Genomic DNA, 20,426 nt, shown 5'->3' with positions numbered 1-20,426 from the left:
GGTTGGAATTAGGGCGACTTTTCTAATTATTGATTCTATGAATGGTTGCTCATGCAGCGCCGTGTTGCGGATCCGTGCGGTACGGAAATGACCGGGGAGTCCCGTTCAAACGCTTGTTTAGGGCGATTGACAATTGTCGGAAATTCCGTGAAGGTGACGTACCCAAATCAAACGGGCGTATGAATTGAGCGTTTGTATCGGAACGCTCCTACAGACCCCGACTATCGCGTTGACGGGTGTGCCTGGCGGATTGGCGTAGCATCGACGGTAATGTCAATGCCGAACCAGTGGTCAGCGTCCAACGTGTACTGTTCAGCTTCCATATCGTGGAGATCAGTTGATGATTTACGAAGGTAAAGCCATCACGGTTAAGGCTCTTGAAAGTGGCATCGTCGAATTGAAATTCGACCTCAAGGGTGAGTCCGTCAACAAGTTCAACCGTCTAACCCTGAATGAATTGCGTCAGGCCGTGGACACTATCAAGGCAGATGCTTCGATCAAGGGTGTGATCGTCAGCAGTGGCAAGGACGTGTTCATCGTCGGCGCCGACATCACCGAATTCGTCGACAACTTCAAGCTGCCCGATGCCGAACTGATCGCTGGCAACCTCGAAGCGAACCGTATCTTCAGCGACTTCGAAGACCTCAACGTACCGACCGTCGTGGCCATCAATGGCATCGCCCTGGGTGGCGGCCTGGAAATGTGCCTGGCGGCGGATTACCGTGTCATGTCCACCACGGCCAAGATCGGCCTGCCGGAAGTCAAGCTGGGCATCTACCCAGGCTTTGGCGGTACCGTGCGCCTGCCGCGCCTGATTGGTGCCGACAACGCCATCGAATGGATTGCCGCTGGCAAGGAAAACCGTGCCGAAGACGCGCTGAAGGTCGGTGCCGTAGACGCCGTGGTTGAACCAGGCAAGCTCCAGGAAGCGGCGCTTGAGACTGTCAAACGCGCCATCAGCGGTGAGTTCGACTACAAGGCCAAGCGCCAGCCGAAGCTTGAAAAACTCAAGCTCAACGCCATTGAACAAATGATGGCCTTCGAAACCGCCAAGGGTTTCGTAGCCGGTCAGGCGGGCCCGAACTACCCGGCGCCGGTCGAAGCGATCAAGACCATCCAGAAAGCCGCGAATTTCGGTCGCGACAAGGCCTTGGAAGTCGAGGCCGCCGGCTTCGTGAAACTGGCCAAGACCTCCGCCGCGCAGAGCCTGATCGGTCTGTTCCTCAATGACCAGGAACTGAAGAAAAAGGCCAAGGCCTATGACGAAATCGCCCGCGACGTGAAGCAGGCCGCCGTGCTCGGCGCCGGCATCATGGGTGGCGGTATCGCCTACCAGTCGGCATCCAAAGGCACGCCGATCCTGATGAAGGACATCAACGAACACGGCATCGAGCAAGGCTTGGCGGAAGCTGCCAAGCTGCTGGTCGGCCGCGTCGACAAAGGCCGCATGACCGCCGCGAAAATGGCTGAAGTGCTCAACGGCATACGTCCTACGCTGTCCTACGGCGATTTCGGCCATGTCGACCTGGTGGTCGAAGCCGTCGTCGAGAACCCGAAGGTCAAGCAAGCGGTACTGGCTGAAGTCGAAGACAAAGTCAAAGAGGACACCATCCTCGCCTCGAACACCTCGACCATTTCCATTTCGCTGTTGGCCAAGGCCCTCAAGCGTCCGGAAAACTTCGTCGGCATGCACTTCTTCAACCCGGTGCACATGATGCCGCTGGTGGAAGTCATCCGTGGCGAAAAATCGAGCGAACTGGCGATCGCCACCACCGTGGCCTACGCCAAGAAAATGGGCAAGAACCCGATCGTCGTCAACGACTGCCCGGGCTTCCTGGTCAACCGCGTGCTGTTCCCGTATTTCGGCGGTTTTGCCAAGTTGGTCAGTGCCGGCGTGGACTTCGTGCGCATCGACAAGATCATGGAAAAATTCGGCTGGCCGATGGGCCCGGCGTACCTGATGGACGTGGTCGGCATCGACACCGGCCACCACGGTCGCGATGTCATGGCCGAAGGCTTCCCGGACCGCATGAAGGACGACCGCCGTTCGGCCGTCGACGTGCTCTACGAAGCCAAGCGCCTCGGCCAGAAGAATGGCAAGGGCTTCTACGCCTATGAGACCGACAAGCGCGGCAAGCAAAAGAAAGTCGCCGACTCGTCGGTGCTGGAAGTGCTCAAGCCGATCGTCTACGAGCAGCGCGAAGTCACCGACGAGGACATCATCAACTGGATGATGATCCCGCTGTGCCTGGAAACCGTGCGTTGCCTGGAAGATGGCATTGTCGAAACCGCCGCCGAAGCCGACATGGGTCTGGTCTACGGCATCGGTTTCCCTCCATTCCGTGGCGGTGCGCTGCGCTACATCGATTCGATCGGTGTGGCCGAGTTCGTTGCCCTGGCTGACCAGTACGCTGATCTGGGCGCGCTCTACCACCCGACCGCGAAGCTGCGTGAAATGGCCAAGAACGGCCAGAGCTTCTTCGGTTAAGCGCCCAACGACTAGAGCGAGAGAACATTTATGAGCTTGAATCCTAGAGACGTCGTGATTGTCGACTTCGGTCGTACGCCGATGGGCCGCTCCAAGGGCGGCATGCACCGCAATACCCGCGCCGAAGACATGTCGGCGCACCTGATCAGCAAACTGCTGGAGCGCAACGTCAAGGTCGACCCCAACGAAGTCGAAGACGTGATCTGGGGCTGTGTGAACCAGACCCTGGAGCAGGGCTGGAACATCGCCCGCATGGCTTCGCTGATGACCCAGATCCCTCACACCGCCGCTGGCCAGACCGTCAGCCGCCTGTGCGGTTCGTCCATGAGCGCGCTGCACACTGCCGCCCAGGCGATCATGACCGGCAATGGCGACGTATTCGTCGTCGGCGGTGTCGAGCACATGGGCCACGTGAGCATGATGCACGGTGTCGATCCGAACCCGCACATGTCGCTGTACGCTGCAAAAGCCTCGGGCATGATGGGCCTGACCGCTGAAATGCTCGGCAAGATGCATGGCATTACTCGCGAACAGCAGGACGCCTTTGGCGTGCGCTCCCACCAACTCGCCCACAAGGCGACCGTGGAAGGCAAGTTCAAGGATGAAATCATCCCGATGCAGGGTTACGACGAGAACGGCTTCCTGAAGCTGTTCGACTACGACGAAACCATTCGTCCGGAGACCACCCTGGAAAGCCTGGCGACCTTGAAGCCGGCCTTCAACCCCAAGGGCGGCACCGTGACGGCGGGTACTTCGTCGCAGATCACCGACGGTGCCTCGTGCATGATCGTGATGTCGGCCCAGCGTGCCCAGGACCTGGGCATCCAGCCGATGGCAGTGATTCGTTCGATGGCTGTCGCGGGTGTGGATCCGGCGATCATGGGCTATGGTCCAGTACCGGCCACGCAGAAAGCCTTGAAGCGTGCGGGGCTGAGCATTACCGATATCGACTTCTTCGAGCTCAACGAAGCTTTCGCCGCACAGGCCTTGCCCGTGCTGAAAGATTTGAAAGTGCTCGACAAGATGAACGAGAAGGTTAACCTGCACGGCGGCGCGATCGCCCTGGGTCACCCGTTCGGTTGCTCCGGTGCGCGTATCTCCGGCACGCTGCTCAACGTCATGAAGCAGAACGGCGGCACGTTTGGGGTGTCCACCATGTGCATTGGCCTCGGCCAGGGCATCGCCACTGTCTTCGAACGCGTCTAAGCGTTGCGTTGATGGAAGCCGGGGCCAAGTGCCCCGGTTTTTGTTTTTCGGGTCTAGTAAAAAGATTTTGTTTTTATTTTGAAAAAATTTGAGTGAGGGCCAACGCATGCCGATACAACCTGGGCTCTACCAACATTACAAAGGTCCGCAGTACCGCGTTTTCAGCATCGCGCGGCATTCCGAGACCGAGGAAGAAGTGGTCTTCTATCAAGCCCTGTATGGCGATTACGGCTTTTGGGTGCGTCCCTTGAGCATGTTCCAGGAGTCGGTCGAGGTTGACGGCGAACAGGTGCCACGCTTTGCTTTGGTGCAGGCCGAGGAGAGCATTTTTTCCAAGCCTTGAGGCCGACCTGGGGGAGACCCCGCCCTTGACCTCACCTTGCAGCCACTATATATAGCGGTGCCGCGTCAGGCGCCAATCGCCTTTCACTTTTTAGAATTCAGGAATTTTCTGATCCATGGGCAAATCGCTGGTCATTGTGGAATCCCCGGCTAAGGCCAAGACCATCAACAAGTATCTGGGCAACCAATACGTGGTGAAGTCGAGTATCGGCCATATCCGAGACCTGCCCACCAGCGGTTCGGCTAGCGCCAGCAAGGAGCCTGCCGCCAAGCGCGGCAAGGCGGCCGCTGGTGAAGCGCCGGCGCTGTCGCCGAAAGACAAGGCGCGCAAGCAGCTGGTCTCGCGCATGGGGGTCGATCCGGAACATGGCTGGAAAGCCAAGTACGAGATCCTCCCAGGCAAGGAAAAGGTCATCGAAGAACTGCGTCGGCTCGCCAAGGATGCCGACACCATCTATCTCGCGACGGACTTGGACCGCGAAGGGGAAGCCATTGCCTGGCACCTGCGCGAAGCCATCGGTGGGGATGACAGCCGCTACAAGCGCGTGGTGTTCAACGAAATCACCAAGAAGGCCATCCAGGAAGCCTTCTCCCAGCCCGGCGAGCTGGACATCGATCGGGTCAACGCCCAACAGGCGCGTCGCTTCCTTGACCGCGTCGTGGGCTACATGGTCTCGCCACTGTTGTGGGCCAAGATTGCCCGCGGCCTGTCGGCCGGTCGTGTGCAGTCGGTTGCGGTGAAGCTGGTGGTGGAGCGCGAGCGGGAAATTCGCGCGTTCATTCCAGAGGAGTATTGGGAAGTCCACGCTGATCTCGGCACCGCCAAGGGCGCTACGGTGCGCTTCGAAGTGGCCCGCGAGAAGGGCGAAGCCTTCAAGCCGCTCAATGAAGCCCAGGCCATGGCGGCGCTGGAGAAACTCAAGGCTTCGAGCTACAGCATCGTCAAGCGCGAAGACAAGCCGACCAGCAGCAAGCCTTCCGCACCGTTCATTACTTCCACCTTGCAGCAGGCCGCGAGCAACCGCCTGGGCTTTGGCGTGAAGAAAACCATGATGATGGCCCAGCGTCTGTACGAAGCGGGCTACATCACTTACATGCGTACCGACTCGACCAACCTCTCGGCCGATGCCGTGGCGATGGCGCGCACTTATATAGAAAGCGAGTTCGGCAAGAAATACCTGCCGGAGACGCCGAACGTCTACAGCAGCAAGGAAGGCGCGCAGGAGGCTCACGAAGCGATTCGTCCATCCGATGCCAATACCGAGCCAAGCAAGCTGTCGGGCATGGAGCGCGACGCCGAGCGTCTCTACGAGCTGATCTGGCGCCAGTTCCTGGCCTGCCAGATGCTGCCGGCCGCAATACCTGTCGACCACCGTCAGCGTCGGTGCTGGCGACTTCGAGCTGCGCGCCAAAGGCCGCATCCTGAAGTTCGACGGTTACACCCGCGTCATGCCGCAAATCACCAAGCCAGGCGATGACGATGTCCTGCCGGACATGGCCCAGGGCGACGTGATGAAGCTGATCAAGGTGGATCCGACGCAGCACTTCACCAAGCCGCCAGCACGATACTCGGAAGCCAGCCTGGTCAAGGAAATGGAAAAACGTGGCATCGGTCGTCCTTCGACCTACGCTGCGATCATTTCCACCATCCAGGATCGCGGCTACGTGACGTTGCACAACCGTCGTTTCTATTCGGAGAAGATGGGGGACATCGTTACCGAGCGTCTCTCCGAAAGCTTCTCGAACCTGATGGACTACGGTTTCACCGCGGGCATGGAAGAGAACCTGGACGATGTGGCCCAGGGCGAGCGGGACTGGAAGAATGTGCTCGACGAGTTCTACGGCGACTTCAAGAAAAAACTCGAAGTGGCCGAAAGTCCGGACGATGGCATGCGTGCCAACCAGCCGGTCATGACCGATATTCCGTGCCTGACCTGCGGTCGCCCGATGCAGATCCGTACCGCCTCGACCGGCGTGTTCCTCGGTTGCTCGGGCTACAGCCTGCCGCCGAAGGAGCGCTGCAAGGCGACGGTCAACCTCGTGCCGGGTGACGAAATCGCTGCGGACGATGAGGGTGAGTCGGAATCCCTGGTCCTGCGCGGCAAGCACCGTTGCCCGATCTGCAGCACGGCGATGGATGCTTACCTGTTGGATGAAAAGCGCAAGCTGCACATCTGCGGTAACAATCCGGATTGCGCCGGCTACGAGATCGAGGAGGGCACCTATCGCATCAAGGGCTATGAAGGTCCGAGCCTGGAATGTGACAAGTGTGGCAGCGAGATGCAGCTCAAGACCGGCCGTTTCGGCAAGTTCTTCGGCTGCACCAACCCGACCTGCAAGAACACCCGCAAGCTGCTCAAGAGCGGTGACGCGGCGCCGCCGAAGATGGATCCGGTGAAGATGCCCGAACTCAAGTGCGAGAAGGTCAACGACACCTACATCCTGCGCGACGGTGCATCCGGCCTGTTCCTGGCCGCCAGCCAGTTCCCTAAAAATCGCGAGACTCGGGCGCCGTTGGTGATTGAAATCCTGCCGCACAAGGACGAGATCGATCCGAAGTATCATTTCCTCTGCGACGCACCGCAGAAGGATCCGGACGGCCGCCCCGCAGTGATTCGCTACAGCCGCAAGACCAAGGAGCAATATGTGCAGACCGAGGTCGACGGCAAGCCTACTGGCTGGAAGGCATATTACGACGGCGGTAAATGGACCATTGAAGACAAGCGCTGACTGAGCGATGTAAGGGGTTTTATGGCGAGGGAGCTTGCTCCCGTTGGACGCCGTAGCGGTCCCTTGCAATTGCAGGCAAGTAAAAGGCCGCATGACAACCCGTAGGTTTTCATGCGGCCTTTTTGTTTTTGGCTTGCAGTGGCTTTGGTTCATCCACGACACTGTCGCACCTGCGTGACGCTTTTATTTCGTTGGGGAGAATGCCGCCATGGCCCACGAACTCTATACCCGCACCAACCAGAAGATTTATTTCGCCGGCCTGTCGCTTGAAGCGCTCGCCAGGGCCGAGGAGGGGCGCACCATGAATTCCCCGGCGCTGATCCAGGCGGGGCGTGAATCAGTGCTGTTTCACCTGTATGGCGCGCTGTTGGGTCTTTGCCATGAAATCGCCGGTTTCTATCGCTTGCCCCAGGCAAGTGCTTCGCGCGCCGAGCTGATGTTGACGCGTGAGGTGCTGGAAACCGTTGCGATCCCCGAACTGGCTGAAATGGTCGAGCTGGCCCAGAACCCGGAAACCTGGCTGGCCAAGCTGCTGGCGGCCCATGCGGCACTGTTCCAGCCACCACGGGCCCCTCGCCAGCCAAAGGGGGACGTGACCCAGCCGTTGATCATGGCGGTCAATCTTGATGAACCAGAGTCCGAACAGCCGTTGAGCCGGGAAGAGCTGGAAAGCTGGCGCCAGAACCTGAAAAGCCTGGCAATTCGCTTTCGAGAGGGGCTGAATGAATGCTGAGTTTTCACTCGGCTTGCAATGTTCGCTAACGACACTTGGTCAAGATCCCGAGCGAAGCCTGACCGATGACTATATAATTCCCGCCTTTCGTGGAGAACAGACTTTTATGCCAACGTCCTTTCTAGAAATCGTCGAACTTCCTGACGGCCGCATCGAGCTGCGCAGGGCTGAAGACGAGGGTTCTCTGGTTACCCTGAACTTTTCCGAAGATGCCAAGGTGTTCCTGCAAGGCCAGCACGTTGAAGTCGCCAAGGCGATGCTTAGCGTGGGCGTGCAAATGGCGGGCCGCTTGGTTGAAGGCGAATTCAGCAAGGAAGAGGGGCCACGGGTTCTTCATTGACCCCGTTTGTCGGCTTTTTGAAGTCGATTTACCAACCCGGCTTCTCTGTCCTGGAGAAGCCCTGCGTTTGTCTTAGCCCAATCGAATGTTCAGGCTCTGCGCGTCCCCGGTACGAGCGGCGCTGATCAATTGCTGACGAGCGGTCGCAGTCAGTGGATTGAGCCAGCTAACCACCGTATGGCTACGACCCAGGCGTAACGCTTCGCAGGTTAATTGCTGCGCGCTCTGGCTGCCGCGAGGTTGCAATAACAGGATTCGCTCGCGATTAAGCCCCGCGTCCCGTAGCCAGGCCTGGGTAACGCTGGCAGGCGGCGCAATCAACGTCAACCAGCGAGCATCCTGGTCCTGGCTCAGTTCCCTCAGGATCGGAGCCAGCAGGTTCAGGCAATTCCCCGCCGCCCCACGCAACGACAGTTCGCTGAACGCCTCGGGCTCGACGCCCCAAGGCGACTCGATGACCTCTTTCAGGACTGGAGCCAGCGGTTGGGCCATGAAAGCCTCGAACAGCGGAAGTTGTGTGTGTTGTGGTGTGTGAGGAAATTGCATAAAGCCTCCTTTAGCGGCGAATGACGCCAACGCTCAAGCCTTCGATGACAAGATCCTGATCTTTCAGGTCCACTTCGATGGGGGCGAACTCCGGGTTTTCGGCAATCAGCCAGACCTTGCTGCCATCGCGCTTGAAGCGCTTGACGGTGACTTCGTCGCCGATTCGAGCTACCACGACCTGGCCGTTGCGGGCTTCGCGGGTGGTATGGACAGCCAGCAGGTCACCGTCAAAAATGCCGATGTCCTTCATGCTCATGCCATGCACGCGCAGGAGGTAGTCGGCTCTCGGATGGAAGAAGGAAGGATTGATGTTGCAGGATTCCTCGACGTGTTGCTGGGCGAGGATTGGAGCGCCGGCCGCTACACGACCAATGATCGGCAGTGTGGTTTCGTCAGCCTTGGCTTCGAAGCCCGGGATGCGAATGCCGCGCGATGCTCCCGGCGTCATTTCGATCGCACCCTTGCGGGCCAACGCCTTGAGGTGCTCTTCGGCCGCGTTGGGCGACTTGAAGCCCAGTTCCTGGGCGATTTCCGCACGGGTCGGCGGATAGCCGTTGTCTTCTAGGCAGCGTTTGATGAAGGCCAGAATCTCTGCTTGGCGTGGCGTCAGCTTTAGCATATCGATCGCTCTGTCTTTTTATACAGTGACTGGGATTATATACAGTGAACGGCGCTTGGCAATCATCCTTTTTCAGCAGGCCGCCAGACGGTTGGCTTGGCCGCTCTGACAGGCATGGCTACAGCCTGCGCAAGGTGTGGTTAAATAGCTGACCGGTCGTTCGCAAAACGTCCCGGCAGACTTGACAACGCGAAGGCTGAAACGTATGTTTCAAACAAGTGTTTGTCAGGCGGAGTAGCCATGGCCCAGTCGGAAACCGTTGAACGCATTCTCGATGCTGCCGAGCAGTTGTTCGCGGAAAAAGGTTTCGCTGAAACCTCTTTGCGTCTGATTACCAGCAAGGCCGGGGTAAACCTGGCGGCGGTCAATTATCACTTCGGCTCGAAGAAAGCCCTGATCCAAGCCGTTTTCTCTCGGTTCCTCGGCCCGTTCTGCCTGAGTCTCGATCGCGAGCTGGAGCGACGCCAGGCCAAGCCTGACGTCAAGCCAACCCTGGAAGAACTGCTTGAAATCCTGGTCGAACAGGCGCTCGTGGTTCAGCCACGCAGCGGCAACGACCTGTCTATTTTCATGCGCCTGCTGGGCTTGGCGTTCAGCCAGAGCCAGGGCCACCTGCGACGTTACCTGGAAGACATGTACGGCAAGGTATTCCGCCGCTACATGCTGCTGGTCAATGAGGCTGCGCCGCGCATACCACCGATCGAGTTGTTCTGGCGCGTGCATTTCATGCTCGGTGCGGCGGCGTTCAGCATGTCCGGCATCAAGGCGCTGCGAGCCATCGCGGAAACCGACTTCGGTGTGAACACGTCGATCGAGCAAGTGATGCGCCTGATGGTGCCCTTCCTGGCCGCCGGCATGCGCGCCGAAAGCGGTGTCACCGACGAGGCAATGGCGGCAGCGCAGTTGCGTCCCCGCAGCAAGTCGGCTCCGGCACTCGCCAAGGCATAGCAGACGGGTGGGCGTGGCTGGCTACATCCGCTAAGCTAGCCGCCCATGCCGATTCTCCTTTCAAGTTCGTTTCAATTTTCATCGCCGATGCGCGAATTGCCGGGCATGCAGCCTGGCGGTGTCGTCGTGCAGGCGTCGCCGTGGGCGCCCATCGTTATTAAGGAATTGCTATGACCGCTGGCCTGCAAGGCTCGTTGATGGTCGACGTCGCCGGTACCTGGCTGACGGCCGAGGATCGCCATCTGTTGCGCCAACCCGAAGTGGGTGGTTTGATCATTTTTGCTCGCAACATCGAACACCCGCGCCAGGTGCGCGAGCTGAGCGCGGCGATCCGCGCCATTCGCCCCGACCTGTTGCTGGCGGTTGACCAGGAAGGCGGGCGGGTCCAGCGGCTGCGCCAGGGTTTCGTGCGCCTGCCGGCAATGCGGGCCATCGCCGACAACCCGAACGCCGAATATCTCGCCGAACAGTGCGGCTGGATCATGGCGACCGAAGTGCTGGCGGTCGGTCTCGATTTGAGTTTCGCCCCGGTGCTGGACCTCGATTACCAGCGCAGTGCCGTGGTCGGCAGCCGCTCCTTTGAAGGTGATCCCGAGCGTGCCGCATTGTTGGCCGGAGCCTTCATTCGTGGCATGAACGCAGCGGGGATGGCGGCCACAGGCAAGCATTTTCCTGGGCACGGCTGGGCCGAGGCAGACTCCCACGTTGCCATTCCTACTGACGAGCGCAGTCTCGAACAGATCCGCGCCCATGACCTGGTGCCGTTTGCCAAGCTGGGCAAGCAACTGGCGGCCGTGATGCCGGCCCACGTCATTTATCCTCAGGTGGACGCCAGCCCGGCAGGCTTCTCCCGCCGTTGGCTGCAAGACATCCTGCGGGGCGAGTTGCGGTTCGATGGCGTGATCTTCAGTGATGATCTTTCCATGGCCGGCGCCCATGTGGTCGGCGATGCCGCCAACCGCATCGAGGCCGCGCTGACGGCCGGTTGTGACATGGGCCTGGTGTGCAACGACCGCGCGGCGGCCGAATTGGCCTTGGGCGCTGCCCAGCGCTTGAAGGTCAAGCCATCGGCGCGGATCGCCCGCATGCGTGGCCAGGCCTATGCGAGTACCGAGTACCGCCAGGATCCACGCTGGTTGACAGCCATCGGCGCGTTGAAAGCCGCCCAACTGATTGATTAAGGACGTTTGTATGACCGTTTACGCAATTATCGGCGGCACCGGCCTGACCCAGCTGGAAGGCTTGACCATCCGCCAGTCCCTCGCGGTAGAGACGCCCTACGGCGCGCCATCGGCCGACGTGCAGATTGGCGAGTACGCCGGGCGCGAGGTGCTGTTCCTGGCGCGTCATGGTCATCCTCACCGTTTTCCGCCGCACCAGGTGAACTATCGCGCCAACCTCTGGGCCCTGAAGCAGGCCGGTGCCGAAGCCATCCTGGCGGTCAACGCGGTGGGCGGGATCCACGCCGCGATGGGCACTGGGCATTTTTGCGTGCCCCACCAGTTGATCGATTACACCAGCGGTCGCGAGCATACGTATTTCGCCGATGACCTGGAGGCGGTGACCCACATCGACTTCAGCTATCCCTACAGCGAATCGCTGCGCCAGCAATTGATTGCGGCCCTGGCCGCCGAAGGCTGCGCTTATAGCAGCCACGGCGTCTACGCCTGCACCCAGGGGCCGCGCCTGGAAACCGTGGCCGAGATTGCCCGTCTGGAACGCGATGGCTGCGATATCGTCGGCATGACAGGCATGCCGGAGGCGGCGCTGGCGCGTGAGCTGGAGTTGGACTACGCCTGTCTGGCGCTAGTAGTGAATCCGGCGGCGGGCAAGTCCACTGCGGTGATCACCATGGCTGAGATCGAGCAGGCTTTGCATGACGGAATGGGCAAAGTGAAGTCGACCTTGGCGCGGGTGTTGAAGGCGGGCTAAAACAGCCCGGGGGATATCCAGGTGGGAGCGAGCCTGCTCGCGAAGGCGGCGGCTCAGCTCGCGAGAATGTTGACGGCTGGCGGCCTCTTCGCGAGCAGGCTCGCTCCCACACGAAAACGGTTTTAGCGCTTCTCCAGCTTGTCCGGCAGGGGGGCGAATAGCGCCTCGATGTCTTCGTTCTGCAATTTCCAATCTCCCGCCACGCGTCCGTCCAGCACGCCAGCCGCCAGGTCGGACTTCTCTTTCTGCAGCAGTTGGATCTTTTCTTCCACCGTGCCGCGGGCAATCAGTTTGTACACGAAAACGGGTTTTTCCTGACCAATGCGATAGGCGCGGTCGGTGGCCTGGTTCTCGGTGGCGGGGTTCCACCACGGGTCGTAGTGAATCACCGTGTCGGCTTCTGTCAGGTTCAAGCCTACGCCACCGGCTTTCAGACTGATCAGAAAGATCTGACGCTTGCCGCTCTGGAATTCCTTCACCGGTGTGCGACGGTCCCTGGTCTGGCCGGTCAGGATGGCGTATTCCACGCCGCGCTTTTTCAGTTCTTCTTCGATCAGCGCCAGCATCGAGGTGAACTGTGAAAACAGCAGCACCCGCCGGCCTTCTTCAAACAACTCCTCGAGCATTTCCATCAGGCTGTCGAGCTTACCCGAGCTGCTACCCCGGGCCGGCAGGGCGGCATCGCTGATCAGGCGCAAGTCGCAGCACACCTGGCGCAGCTTCAGCAGTGCCTCGAGGATGATGATCTGGCTGTGCGCCACGCCTTTGCGGGTGATCTCGTCGCGCACTTTCTTGTCCATGGCCAGGCGCATGGTCTCGTAGACGTCCCGCTGGGCGTCGCTGAGTTCGACCCAATGGATGATCTCGGTCTTGGGCGGCAGTTCGGTCGCGACTTGTTCCTTGGTGCGGCGCAGCAAGAAAGGTTTTATCCGACCGTTGAGGTGTTGCAATCGTACGTCGCTGCCGCGCTTTTCGATCGGCACGCGGTAGTCGCGGTTGAAGCTTTTGATGTCGCCGAGCCAGCCCGGCAACAGGAAATGAAACAACGACCAGAGTTCACCCAAGTGGTTTTCCAATGGCGTTCCGGACAGGCACAGCCGTTGCCGGGCATCCAGTTCGCGAGCGGCCTGGGCGGCTTTGCTGGTGGGGTTCTTGATGTACTGGGCTTCGTCGAGGATCAGTACGTGCAGCGGCTGTGCCTTGAGGCGTTCGACGTCTTTTGGCAGCAGCGCATAAGTGGTCAGGATCAGATCGTAATCGGCCAGGCGCTCGAAGTGTTTCTTGCGCCCGGCACCGTACAGGGCCAGCACCTTGAGCTGCGGGGTGAAATGCGATGCTTCATCGAGCCAGTTCGGAATCAGGCTTGTCGGCATCACCACCATGCATGGGCGGTCCAGGCGGCCTGCGTGTTTTTCGCTGAGAATGTGCGCCAGGGTCTGTAGGGTTTTACCCAGGCCCATGTCGTCCGCCAGGATGCCGCCCACCTCCAATTGCCGTAGCGACTGCATCCAGCTCAGGCCTTCGAGCTGGTAGGGGCGCAGCGTTGCATTCAAGCCCTTCGGGGCGGTGGCGGTGTAGTCCTTGATGTCGCGCAGGCGTTGGGCGAGGCTGCGTATGTGTTCGCCACCTTCCCAGCGCAGCGGCATGTCCTGCAACGGGTTCAGGCGCAGGGCGTCGGCGCTGTTGAGCCGAAGCTTAGTGGTGCCGGGCTCTTGCAGGTAGAACTCGCCGAGGGTCGCCAGCACCGGTTTCAACCGCCCGTAGGGCAGGGCCACTTGCTGCGGGCCGAATTCCGAGTTGGGACGGTGCGGCAAGTTGACCAGGATGAGTTCGTCATCGCGGCGCCTGGCCAGGCGTTCCGGGTTGAACAGCTCGATGTGCGAGCGCATCAGGTTCAACAGGATCGGCAGCAGGCTCAGTCGCTCGCCGTTGACGATGATCCCCAGCTCCAGGTCGAACCAGTCCCGCTCCGGCGTTTCTTCGACCGTTGCGTACCATTCGTCCACTGCCGTCAGGTCGAAGCCGAAATCCTCATCGATCTGCAATTCCCAGCCCTGGGTGCGCAGTTTCGGCAGGTCGTTGAGGGTAAAGGTCAGCCAGGCACTGTCGTTGACCATTTCGTACAGTTCGCCTGCGCTCTCCGGCAAGGCTTTGCTTTGTCGGGTCGCGATTTTGAAACCGAGGATTCGCAGTTGTTCGCGGTAGGATTGTTCCACATCGGTGTGGCGTTTTATCCGCAGCGTCTGGGTTTCCTGGCGAATCAGTACGTCGGTGTTGCGCTGGCCGCTGACGTATTCGTCCAGGTAGCTGAACGACAGCGCGGCGCGGTGCTGGATGTAGCGCTGCATCTTGCCGTTGCGCGGCTCGAAGGCGCTGAATTCGATGCTCGCCAGCCACAGGCGGGGCACCGGTTGCACGTTGTCCACCAAGACCTGCGGCGGCGCCTTGGGGCTGCGGCTGTCCAGCACCGCCTGGAGTTTTTCCAGCATCTGGGCGTCTTTTTCAGCGGCAGGGTAGGCCAGGGTTTCCTGGACTTGCAGCAGCACCGCCGCGCAATGCTTGCAATTGATGCGCACCGGACAGGAGCACGCCGCTTCAAGCAGGATCAACGTGCCCTTGGCTGACTCCTTGAGACGAATGGTCTGACGATAAACGCTGCCACCGGAGCCTTCGCAACTGGCAATGATCGTGCTGTCGCCGGCTTCGACGATCCTGACGCGGTTTTCCAACGCGTATCGGCGCCCACGCTCCAGGCTTTGTTCCTTGAATCGATTGACCCAGGAAGGTGCCAGGGGTTTGCTCAGGGGCGAGGGCATAGGCGCGCCGATCAGTCCGGAATGACATCAGGTGCCTGGCGTGGTGCAGGCGCGGTCAACGAGGTGATCTTGATCAGCAAGCCGAGATGGCCGTTATCGAGGAAGTTCAACTGGCCGTTCTTGGTATGGCTCTCCTGTTTCAGGCGTTCGCTGGCGGTGACCAGGCCATTGGCGTCGATCTGGTTGATCCAGAAGTCGGCGTCCACGTCGGTGAAGCGGCCGAGCTTGAGCTCTAGGGTGCCCTCGATGGGAAACTGGCCGAACTGTTCGGCGCCGTCGCTGACCGCGATCTTGCTGCCTTGTTCGCCCAGGTTCTGTTGCCAGGCCTTGTGCATCAGCACGGTGTACTGGCCGCTGGCGTTGAGTTTTTCGACGATATTGCCCATTGCCGGTGTCCGCAGGCTGTCCGCGCCCAAGCGTCGTGCGCCGGCTGTCCCAGTCTTCCGGTGCGGCGCGGCTGATGATGGTGGGCTCGGCATTCTGCCGGACCAGGATCATTTCCACCTGATACAGATCGTCGGCCAACGCCAGGGGGGCAACCAGGGTCATCAACAACATCAAGGAGTGAAACAGGCGCATTGGGCGTCCTTCAAGCAGTGGTCGGAGTGAGGCGCTCGAACAGCGCCTCTACGGTATTGAAACGCTCTTCCGGGCGTTCCATGGGCACCATGAACTTGAACATCGTGGCGCCTTCGAACTTGTAGCGTTTGGGCTGGCCCTGGATCAGCTTGATCAGCACCAGTGGATCGACCGGGGTCTGGGCTTCGAACTCGATACGGCCGCCGTTGGGCCCGCCGTCGACTTTCTTGATGCCCAGTTGCTCGGCCTTGAGCTTGAGCAGCGTGGTGCGCACCAGATTCTTGGTCGGCTCCGGCAGCAGGCCGAAGCGGTCGATCATTTCCACCTGCAGATCCTTCAAGCCTTCCTCGTCAGTGGCCGAGGCGATGCGCTTGTAGAGGATCAGGCGTGCGTGGACATCCGGCAGATAATCTTCCGGGATCAGCGCCGGCACCCGCAGGTTGATCTCCGGCCCGCCGCCCAGTGGTTGGTCGAGGTTTGGTTGTTCGCCCTTGCGGATCGACTTGACCGCCCGTTCGAGCATTTCCATGTACAGGGTGAAGCCCACTGCCTGGATCTGGCCACTCTGGCCGTCGCCAAGCAATTCGCCGGCGCCACGGATTTCCAGGTCGTTGGTGGCCAGCACGAAACCGGCGCCCAGGTCCTGGGTATTGGCAATGGCTTCCAGGCGCTTTTCCGCGTCCGGGGTGATCTGCTGGCGCGGCGGTGTCAGCAGGTAGGCGTAGGCCTGGTGGTGACTGCGTCCGACCCGGCCGCGCAACTGGTGCAACTGGGCCAGGCCGAATTTGTCGGCGCGCTCGATGATGATGGTGTTGGCGCTCGGCACGTCGATGCCGGTCTCGATGATGGTCGAGGCGATCAGCACGTTGAAGCGCTTGTGATAGAAGTCGCTCATCACCTGTTCGAGCTCGCGCTCGCGCATCTGCCCGTGACCAATGCCGATGCGGGCCTCCGGTACCAGCTCGGCCAGGTCGGCGGCGCATTTCTCGATGGTCTTCACGTCGTTGTGCAGGTAATAAACCTGGCCGCCGCGCAGCAGCTCACGCAGCAGGGCTTCCTTGACCGTGCTTTTGTTCTGCTCCATGACGAAGGTGCGCACCGACAGGCGGCGGGCTGGCGGTGTGGCGATGATCGACAGGTCGCGCATGCCCGACACCGCCATGTTCAAGGTGCGCGGGATCGGCGTGGCGGTCAGGGTCAGGATGTCGACTTCGCTGCGCAGGGCCTTGAGCTGTTCTTTCTGGCGCACGCCAAAGCGGTGTTCCTCATCGATGATCACCAGCCCCAGGTTCTTGATCTTCACATCGTCCTGCAGCAGCTTGTGCGTGCCAATGACGATGTCGATCTTGCCCTCGGCCAGGTCCGCGACGGCGGCGTTCACTTCCTTGGCGGACTTGAAGCGGCTCATCACTTCCACGGTCACGGGCCAGTCGGCGAAGCGGTCGCGGAAACTGTTGTAGTGCTGCTGGGCGAGCAGGGTGGTCGGTACCAGGATCGCCACTTGCTTGCCGCCGTGCACGGCAATGAACGCGGCGCGCATCGCCACTTCGGTCTTGCCGAAGCCTACGTCGCCGCACACCAGGCGGTCCATGGGCTTGGGCGCAAGCATGTCGGCGCGCACGGCTTCGATGGTGGTCTGCTGGTCGACGGTTTCTTCGAACGGGAAACCGGCGCTGAAGGTTTCGTAGTCGGCTTTCGGGTCGGCGAATGCATAGCCCTCGCGCGCGGCACGGCGGGCATAGATATCCAGCAACTCGGCCGCCACATCGCGCACCTGTTCGGCGGCCTTGCGCTTGGCCTTCTGCCAGGTTTCCGAACCCAGGCGATGCAGCGGGGCCAAGGCGTCGTCGCTGCCGGTGTAGCGGGCGATCAGGTGCAGGTTCGCCACAGGCACGTAGAGCTTGGCGCCCTCGGCGTATTCCAGGGTGAGGAATTCGGCGGCCTGGTTTTCGATCTCAAGGGTCGCCAGGCCCAGGTAACGGCCTACGCCATGATCGATGTGCACCACCGGCGCACCTTCGCGCAGTTCGGTGAGGTTCTTGATGACCGCGTCGTTGGCGGCGTCGGCGCGTTTCTCGCGGCGGCGACGCTGCATCACGCGCTGGCCGAACAACGGGCTTTCGGCCACCAGGGCCAGGGCGGGATCGTCAAGGACCAGGCCGTCGTTAAGCGGCGCGATGGTGATCGCCAGGCGATCCTTGCCCGCGACAAAGTCAGGCCAGCTGTCGACGGTCTTCGGGCGCAGCTTCAGGCGATCAAGCAGTTCCAGCAGTACTTCGCGGCGGCCTGCGGACTCGGCGGTAAACAGCACGCGACCAGGGGAATCCGTCGAGGAAACCGGCCAGGGCCGCCAGCGGTTGCGTGGCCTTGGCTTCGATCGCCAGGTCCGGCAAGGGCTTGGCGGGGAAGCGTTCACGACCGACGCCGGTTTCCACGTCCTGCTGGCTCGCCACCACGCGCGGCCAGCTCTTGAACCGGGCGAAGCAGTCCTCCACCGGCAGGAACAGCTCGGCGGGCGGCAATAAAGGACGGGACGGATCGACGCGACGTTCTTCGTAGCGATTGCGCACGTCGTTCCAGAAGTTTTCCGCAGCCTGCTCGATGCCCGGCAGGGAAAATACCTGGGTGTCCTGGGGCAAATAATCGAACAACGTGGAGGTTTCTTCGAAGAACAACGGCAAGTAGTACTCGATACCGGCTGGGGTGATTCCGCTGCTCAGGTCCTGGAAGATCGGGCAACGGCGGAAATCCACGTCAAAACGCTCGCGAAAACGCGCCTTGAAGCGAGTCACTGCGTCTTTTTGCAGTGGGAATTCCTTGGCCGGCAGCAGGCGGATCGACTGGACCTTGTCGATGGAGCGCTGGTTCTCCGGGTCGAAGGTGCGCAAGGTCTCGATTTCGTCATCGAACAGATCGATGCGATACGGCAATTTGCTGCCCATCGGGAACAGGTCGATCAACGCCCCGCGCACCGTGAACTCGCCGTGCTCGTACACGGTGTCGACGTAGCGGTAGCCACTGGCCTCAAGCCGAGTACGCATTTGCTCGACGTCGAGCTTCTGGCCAATGTCCAGAACCAGGCTGCTGCCCAGCAGGAATTGGGTCGGCGCCAAGCGATGTAGGGCTGTGGTGATTGGCACTACCAAAACGCCATGACTGAGCTCCGGCAGCCGATAAAGGCTGGCGATGCGCTGGGAAATGATGTCCTGGTGCGGCGAAAAAAGGTCGTAGGGCAGGGTTTCCCAGTCCGGGAAATGCAACACCGGCAAATCCGGGGCGAAGAAACCCAGCTCCTGCTCGAGCCGCTCGGCACTCTGGCTGTCGGCGGTCAACAACAGGGTGAAGCGCTTTGCAGCGCTGGCGGCCTCGGCGATAGCCAGGCTCAGGGCGGCACCGGGCAGGTTGCCCCAGTGCTGTTTACCTGCCGCGGCAGGGAGAAGCGGAAGACGCAGAACGGGCACGGAAGGTTGAGCTCCAGCGTTGCGACAAAGTCGACAATTGTAGCGGCTGAAGGGCCCGGCTGTCAGTCGCGGACTACGCTGCTAGAACGCAAAACCACGGCGCGACGGGCGCGCATTGCTCCGGCGAGGACTCGGCGGCATAATGTAGCCCCTTTTTTCAGCCCCTACATGTGGAAGGTTACCGTGACTCAGAAGCCCGACCAGTGTCTTGGTGAATGGATTGATCGTGAAGCACTCGCAGAAGCGATGATCCCTCTCATCGGTCAGCTCTACCGCAATAACAACGTGGTGAGCTCGATCTATGGCCGCAGCCTGATCAACCAGTCTGTCATCGCGATCCTCAAAGCCCACCGCTTTGCTCGCCACCGTTCTTCCGACGACAGCGAACTCTCCGTCCACGAAACATTCCCTCTGCTCAAGGCCATGAGCGAGCTCAAGCTCGGCGCGGCCTCGGTGGACCTGGGCAAGTTGGCGTTCAAATTCCGCAGCGAAGCCAATGGCCGTAGCGCCGAGCAGTTCGTTCGCGAAGAAATGGCCGATGTGGTTGGCCAGCAAAACGCTTCGCCGCGCAAAGGCACCGACGTCGTGCTGTACGGCTTTGGCCGTATCGGCCGCCTGCTGGCACGCATCCTCATCGAGAAAACCGGTGGTGGCGACGGCCTGCGCCTGCGCGCCATCGTCGTGCGCAAGGGCGCCGAGAACGACCTGACCAAGCGCGCCAGCCTGCTGCGTCGCGATTCGGTCCATGGTTCGTTCAACGGCACCATCACCATCGATGAAGAAAACAACACCATCACCGCCAACGGCAACCTGATCCAGGTGATCTACGCGAAGAATCCGACCGAGGTGGACTACACCCAGTACGGCATCAAGAACGCACTGCTGGTGGACAACACCGGTGTATGGCGTGATGCCGACGGCCTGGGCCAACACCTGGCCTGCCCGGGTGTCGACCGCGTTGTCCTGACCGCGCCTGGCAAGGGCAAGCTGAAGAACATCGTCCATGGCATCAACCACGGCGACATCACTGCTGACGACAAGATCGTTTCCGCCGCTTCCTGCACCACCAACGCCATCGTGCCGGTGCTCAAGGCTGTGAATGACAAGTTCGGCATCATCAACGGTCACGTCGAAACCGTTCACTCGTACACCAACGACCAGAACCTGATCGACAACTTCCACAAGGGCGATCGCCGTGGTCGTAGCGCGGCGCTGAACATGGTCATCACCGAGACCGGTGCCGCCACTGCTGCTGCCAAGGCCCTGCCTGAGCTGGCTGGCAAGCTGACCGGTAACGCGATCCGTGTCCCGACGCCGAACGTATCGATGGCCATTCTCAACCTGAACCTTGAGAAAGCCGCCACCCGTGAAGAGATGAACGAGTACCTGCGCTACATGGCGCTGCACTCCGATCTGCATAAGCAAATCGATTTCGTCAACTCGCAGGAAGTGGTGTCCACCGACTTCGTGGGCTCGCGCCACGCCGGTGTTGTCGATGCTGAAGCGACCATCGTCCAGGATAACCGCGTTGTCCTGTACGTCTGGTACGACAACGAGTTCGGTTACAGCTGCCAGGTGGTTCGCGTGATGGAAGACATGGCTGATGTGAATCCGCCTGCGTTCCCGCGCTAAGCCTTAGCTGCAAATGAAAGCGCCCCGACTTGTCGGGGCGTTTTTTTTGTCTGG

General features: G+C 60.6%; 12 protein-coding genes and 3 pseudogenes. 10 read left to right on the top strand and 5 right to left on the bottom strand.

Annotated elements, in window-relative coordinates; all coding sequences use genetic code 11:
• The first annotated feature begins 340 nt into the window (after positions 1-340).
• The 6 genes and pseudogenes from fadB (at position 341) to AB4N42_RS22615 (ending at position 7,839) form a co-directional block, all read left to right on the top strand.
• The gene (gene fadB / locus AB4N42_RS22640) at positions 341-2,488 is read left to right on the top strand and encodes a fatty acid oxidation complex subunit alpha FadB (RefSeq protein ID WP_030139948.1); all 2,148 of its coding nucleotides are present in this window, start codon (positions 341-343) and stop codon (positions 2,486-2,488) included.
• 30 nt (positions 2,489-2,518) lie between these two features.
• Positions 2,519-3,694, top strand: coding sequence for an acetyl-CoA C-acyltransferase FadA (gene fadA, locus AB4N42_RS22635; RefSeq protein WP_030139949.1), 1,176 nt, complete (start codon positions 2,519-2,521; stop codon positions 3,692-3,694).
• 106 nt (positions 3,695-3,800) lie between these two features.
• On the top strand, positions 3,801-4,037 hold the full coding sequence (locus AB4N42_RS22630; RefSeq protein WP_025212748.1) for a DUF1653 domain-containing protein: 237 nt from the start codon (positions 3,801-3,803) through the stop codon (positions 4,035-4,037).
• Positions 4,038-4,152: 115 nt separating this feature from the next.
• Positions 4,153-6,766, top strand: a pseudogene (topA, locus tag AB4N42_RS22625) (type I DNA topoisomerase).
• 208 nt (positions 6,767-6,974) lie between these two features.
• Entirely contained in the window at positions 6,975-7,499 is a 525-nt protein-coding gene (locus AB4N42_RS22620) for a DUF6586 family protein (protein ID WP_460115404.1), read from the top strand.
• Positions 7,500-7,605: 106 nt separating this feature from the next.
• Positions 7,606-7,839: a hypothetical protein gene (locus tag AB4N42_RS22615; RefSeq protein ID WP_122568400.1), complete on the top strand. Its 234-nt coding sequence runs from the start codon at positions 7,606-7,608 to the stop codon at positions 7,837-7,839.
• Between the two features lie 72 nt (positions 7,840-7,911).
• Here the strand turns inward: AB4N42_RS22615 and sulA are convergent, their stop codons facing one another.
• Both sulA and lexA read right to left on the bottom strand, forming a co-directional pair.
• Complete coding sequence (gene sulA, locus AB4N42_RS22610) at positions 7,912-8,385, bottom strand: SOS-induced cell division inhibitor SulA (protein WP_030139953.1); 474 nt, start codon at positions 8,383-8,385, stop codon at positions 7,912-7,914.
• A 10-nt stretch (positions 8,386-8,395) separates the two neighbouring features.
• On the bottom strand, positions 8,396-9,004 hold the full coding sequence (lexA, locus tag AB4N42_RS22605) for a transcriptional repressor LexA (RefSeq protein ID WP_030139954.1): 609 nt from the start codon (positions 9,002-9,004) through the stop codon (positions 8,396-8,398).
• Positions 9,005-9,244: 240 nt separating this feature from the next.
• On the opposite strand from lexA, the gene AB4N42_RS22600 reads away from it, so the two are divergent.
• The 3 genes from AB4N42_RS22600 to AB4N42_RS22590 all read left to right on the top strand — a co-directional run bounded on the left by AB4N42_RS22600 (position 9,245) and on the right by AB4N42_RS22590 (position 11,884).
• Positions 9,245-9,952, top strand: a complete 708-nt coding sequence (locus AB4N42_RS22600; RefSeq protein WP_198797746.1) for a TetR/AcrR family transcriptional regulator — start codon at positions 9,245-9,247, stop codon at positions 9,950-9,952.
• A gap of 182 nt (positions 9,953-10,134) precedes the next feature.
• The gene (nagZ, locus tag AB4N42_RS22595) at positions 10,135-11,133 is read left to right on the top strand and encodes a beta-N-acetylhexosaminidase (RefSeq protein ID WP_187293324.1); all 999 of its coding nucleotides are present in this window, start codon (positions 10,135-10,137) and stop codon (positions 11,131-11,133) included.
• A 10-nt stretch (positions 11,134-11,143) separates the two neighbouring features.
• The gene (locus AB4N42_RS22590; RefSeq protein ID WP_030139956.1) at positions 11,144-11,884 is read left to right on the top strand and encodes an S-methyl-5'-thioinosine phosphorylase; all 741 of its coding nucleotides are present in this window, start codon (positions 11,144-11,146) and stop codon (positions 11,882-11,884) included.
• Positions 11,885-12,006: 122 nt separating this feature from the next.
• Here AB4N42_RS22590 and AB4N42_RS22585 read toward each other — a convergent pair whose 3' ends face one another.
• The 3 genes and pseudogenes from AB4N42_RS22585 to mfd form a co-directional block, all read right to left on the bottom strand.
• Positions 12,007-14,700 (bottom strand): DEAD/DEAH box helicase, encoded by a 2,694-nt coding sequence (locus AB4N42_RS22585; RefSeq protein ID WP_460115403.1) that lies wholly within the window; start codon positions 14,698-14,700, stop codon positions 12,007-12,009.
• A gap of 11 nt (positions 14,701-14,711) precedes the next feature.
• Positions 14,712-15,249, bottom strand: a pseudogene (locus AB4N42_RS22580) (CsiV family protein).
• 40 nt (positions 15,250-15,289) lie between these two features.
• Positions 15,290-18,740, bottom strand: a pseudogene (mfd, locus tag AB4N42_RS22575) (transcription-repair coupling factor).
• A gap of 168 nt (positions 18,741-18,908) precedes the next feature.
• Between mfd and AB4N42_RS22570 the strand changes: the two are divergent.
• A complete protein-coding gene (locus AB4N42_RS22570; RefSeq protein ID WP_030139960.1) occupies positions 18,909-20,372 on the top strand; it encodes a glyceraldehyde-3-phosphate dehydrogenase in 1,464 nt (487 codons plus the stop codon).
• Positions 20,373-20,426 lie beyond the last annotated feature (54 nt).

Source organism: Pseudomonas sp. H2_D02 (assembly GCF_054677635.1).
The sequence above is the reverse complement of the archived record's forward strand: the minus strand, read 5'-3'. Positions and strand labels throughout refer to the sequence as shown.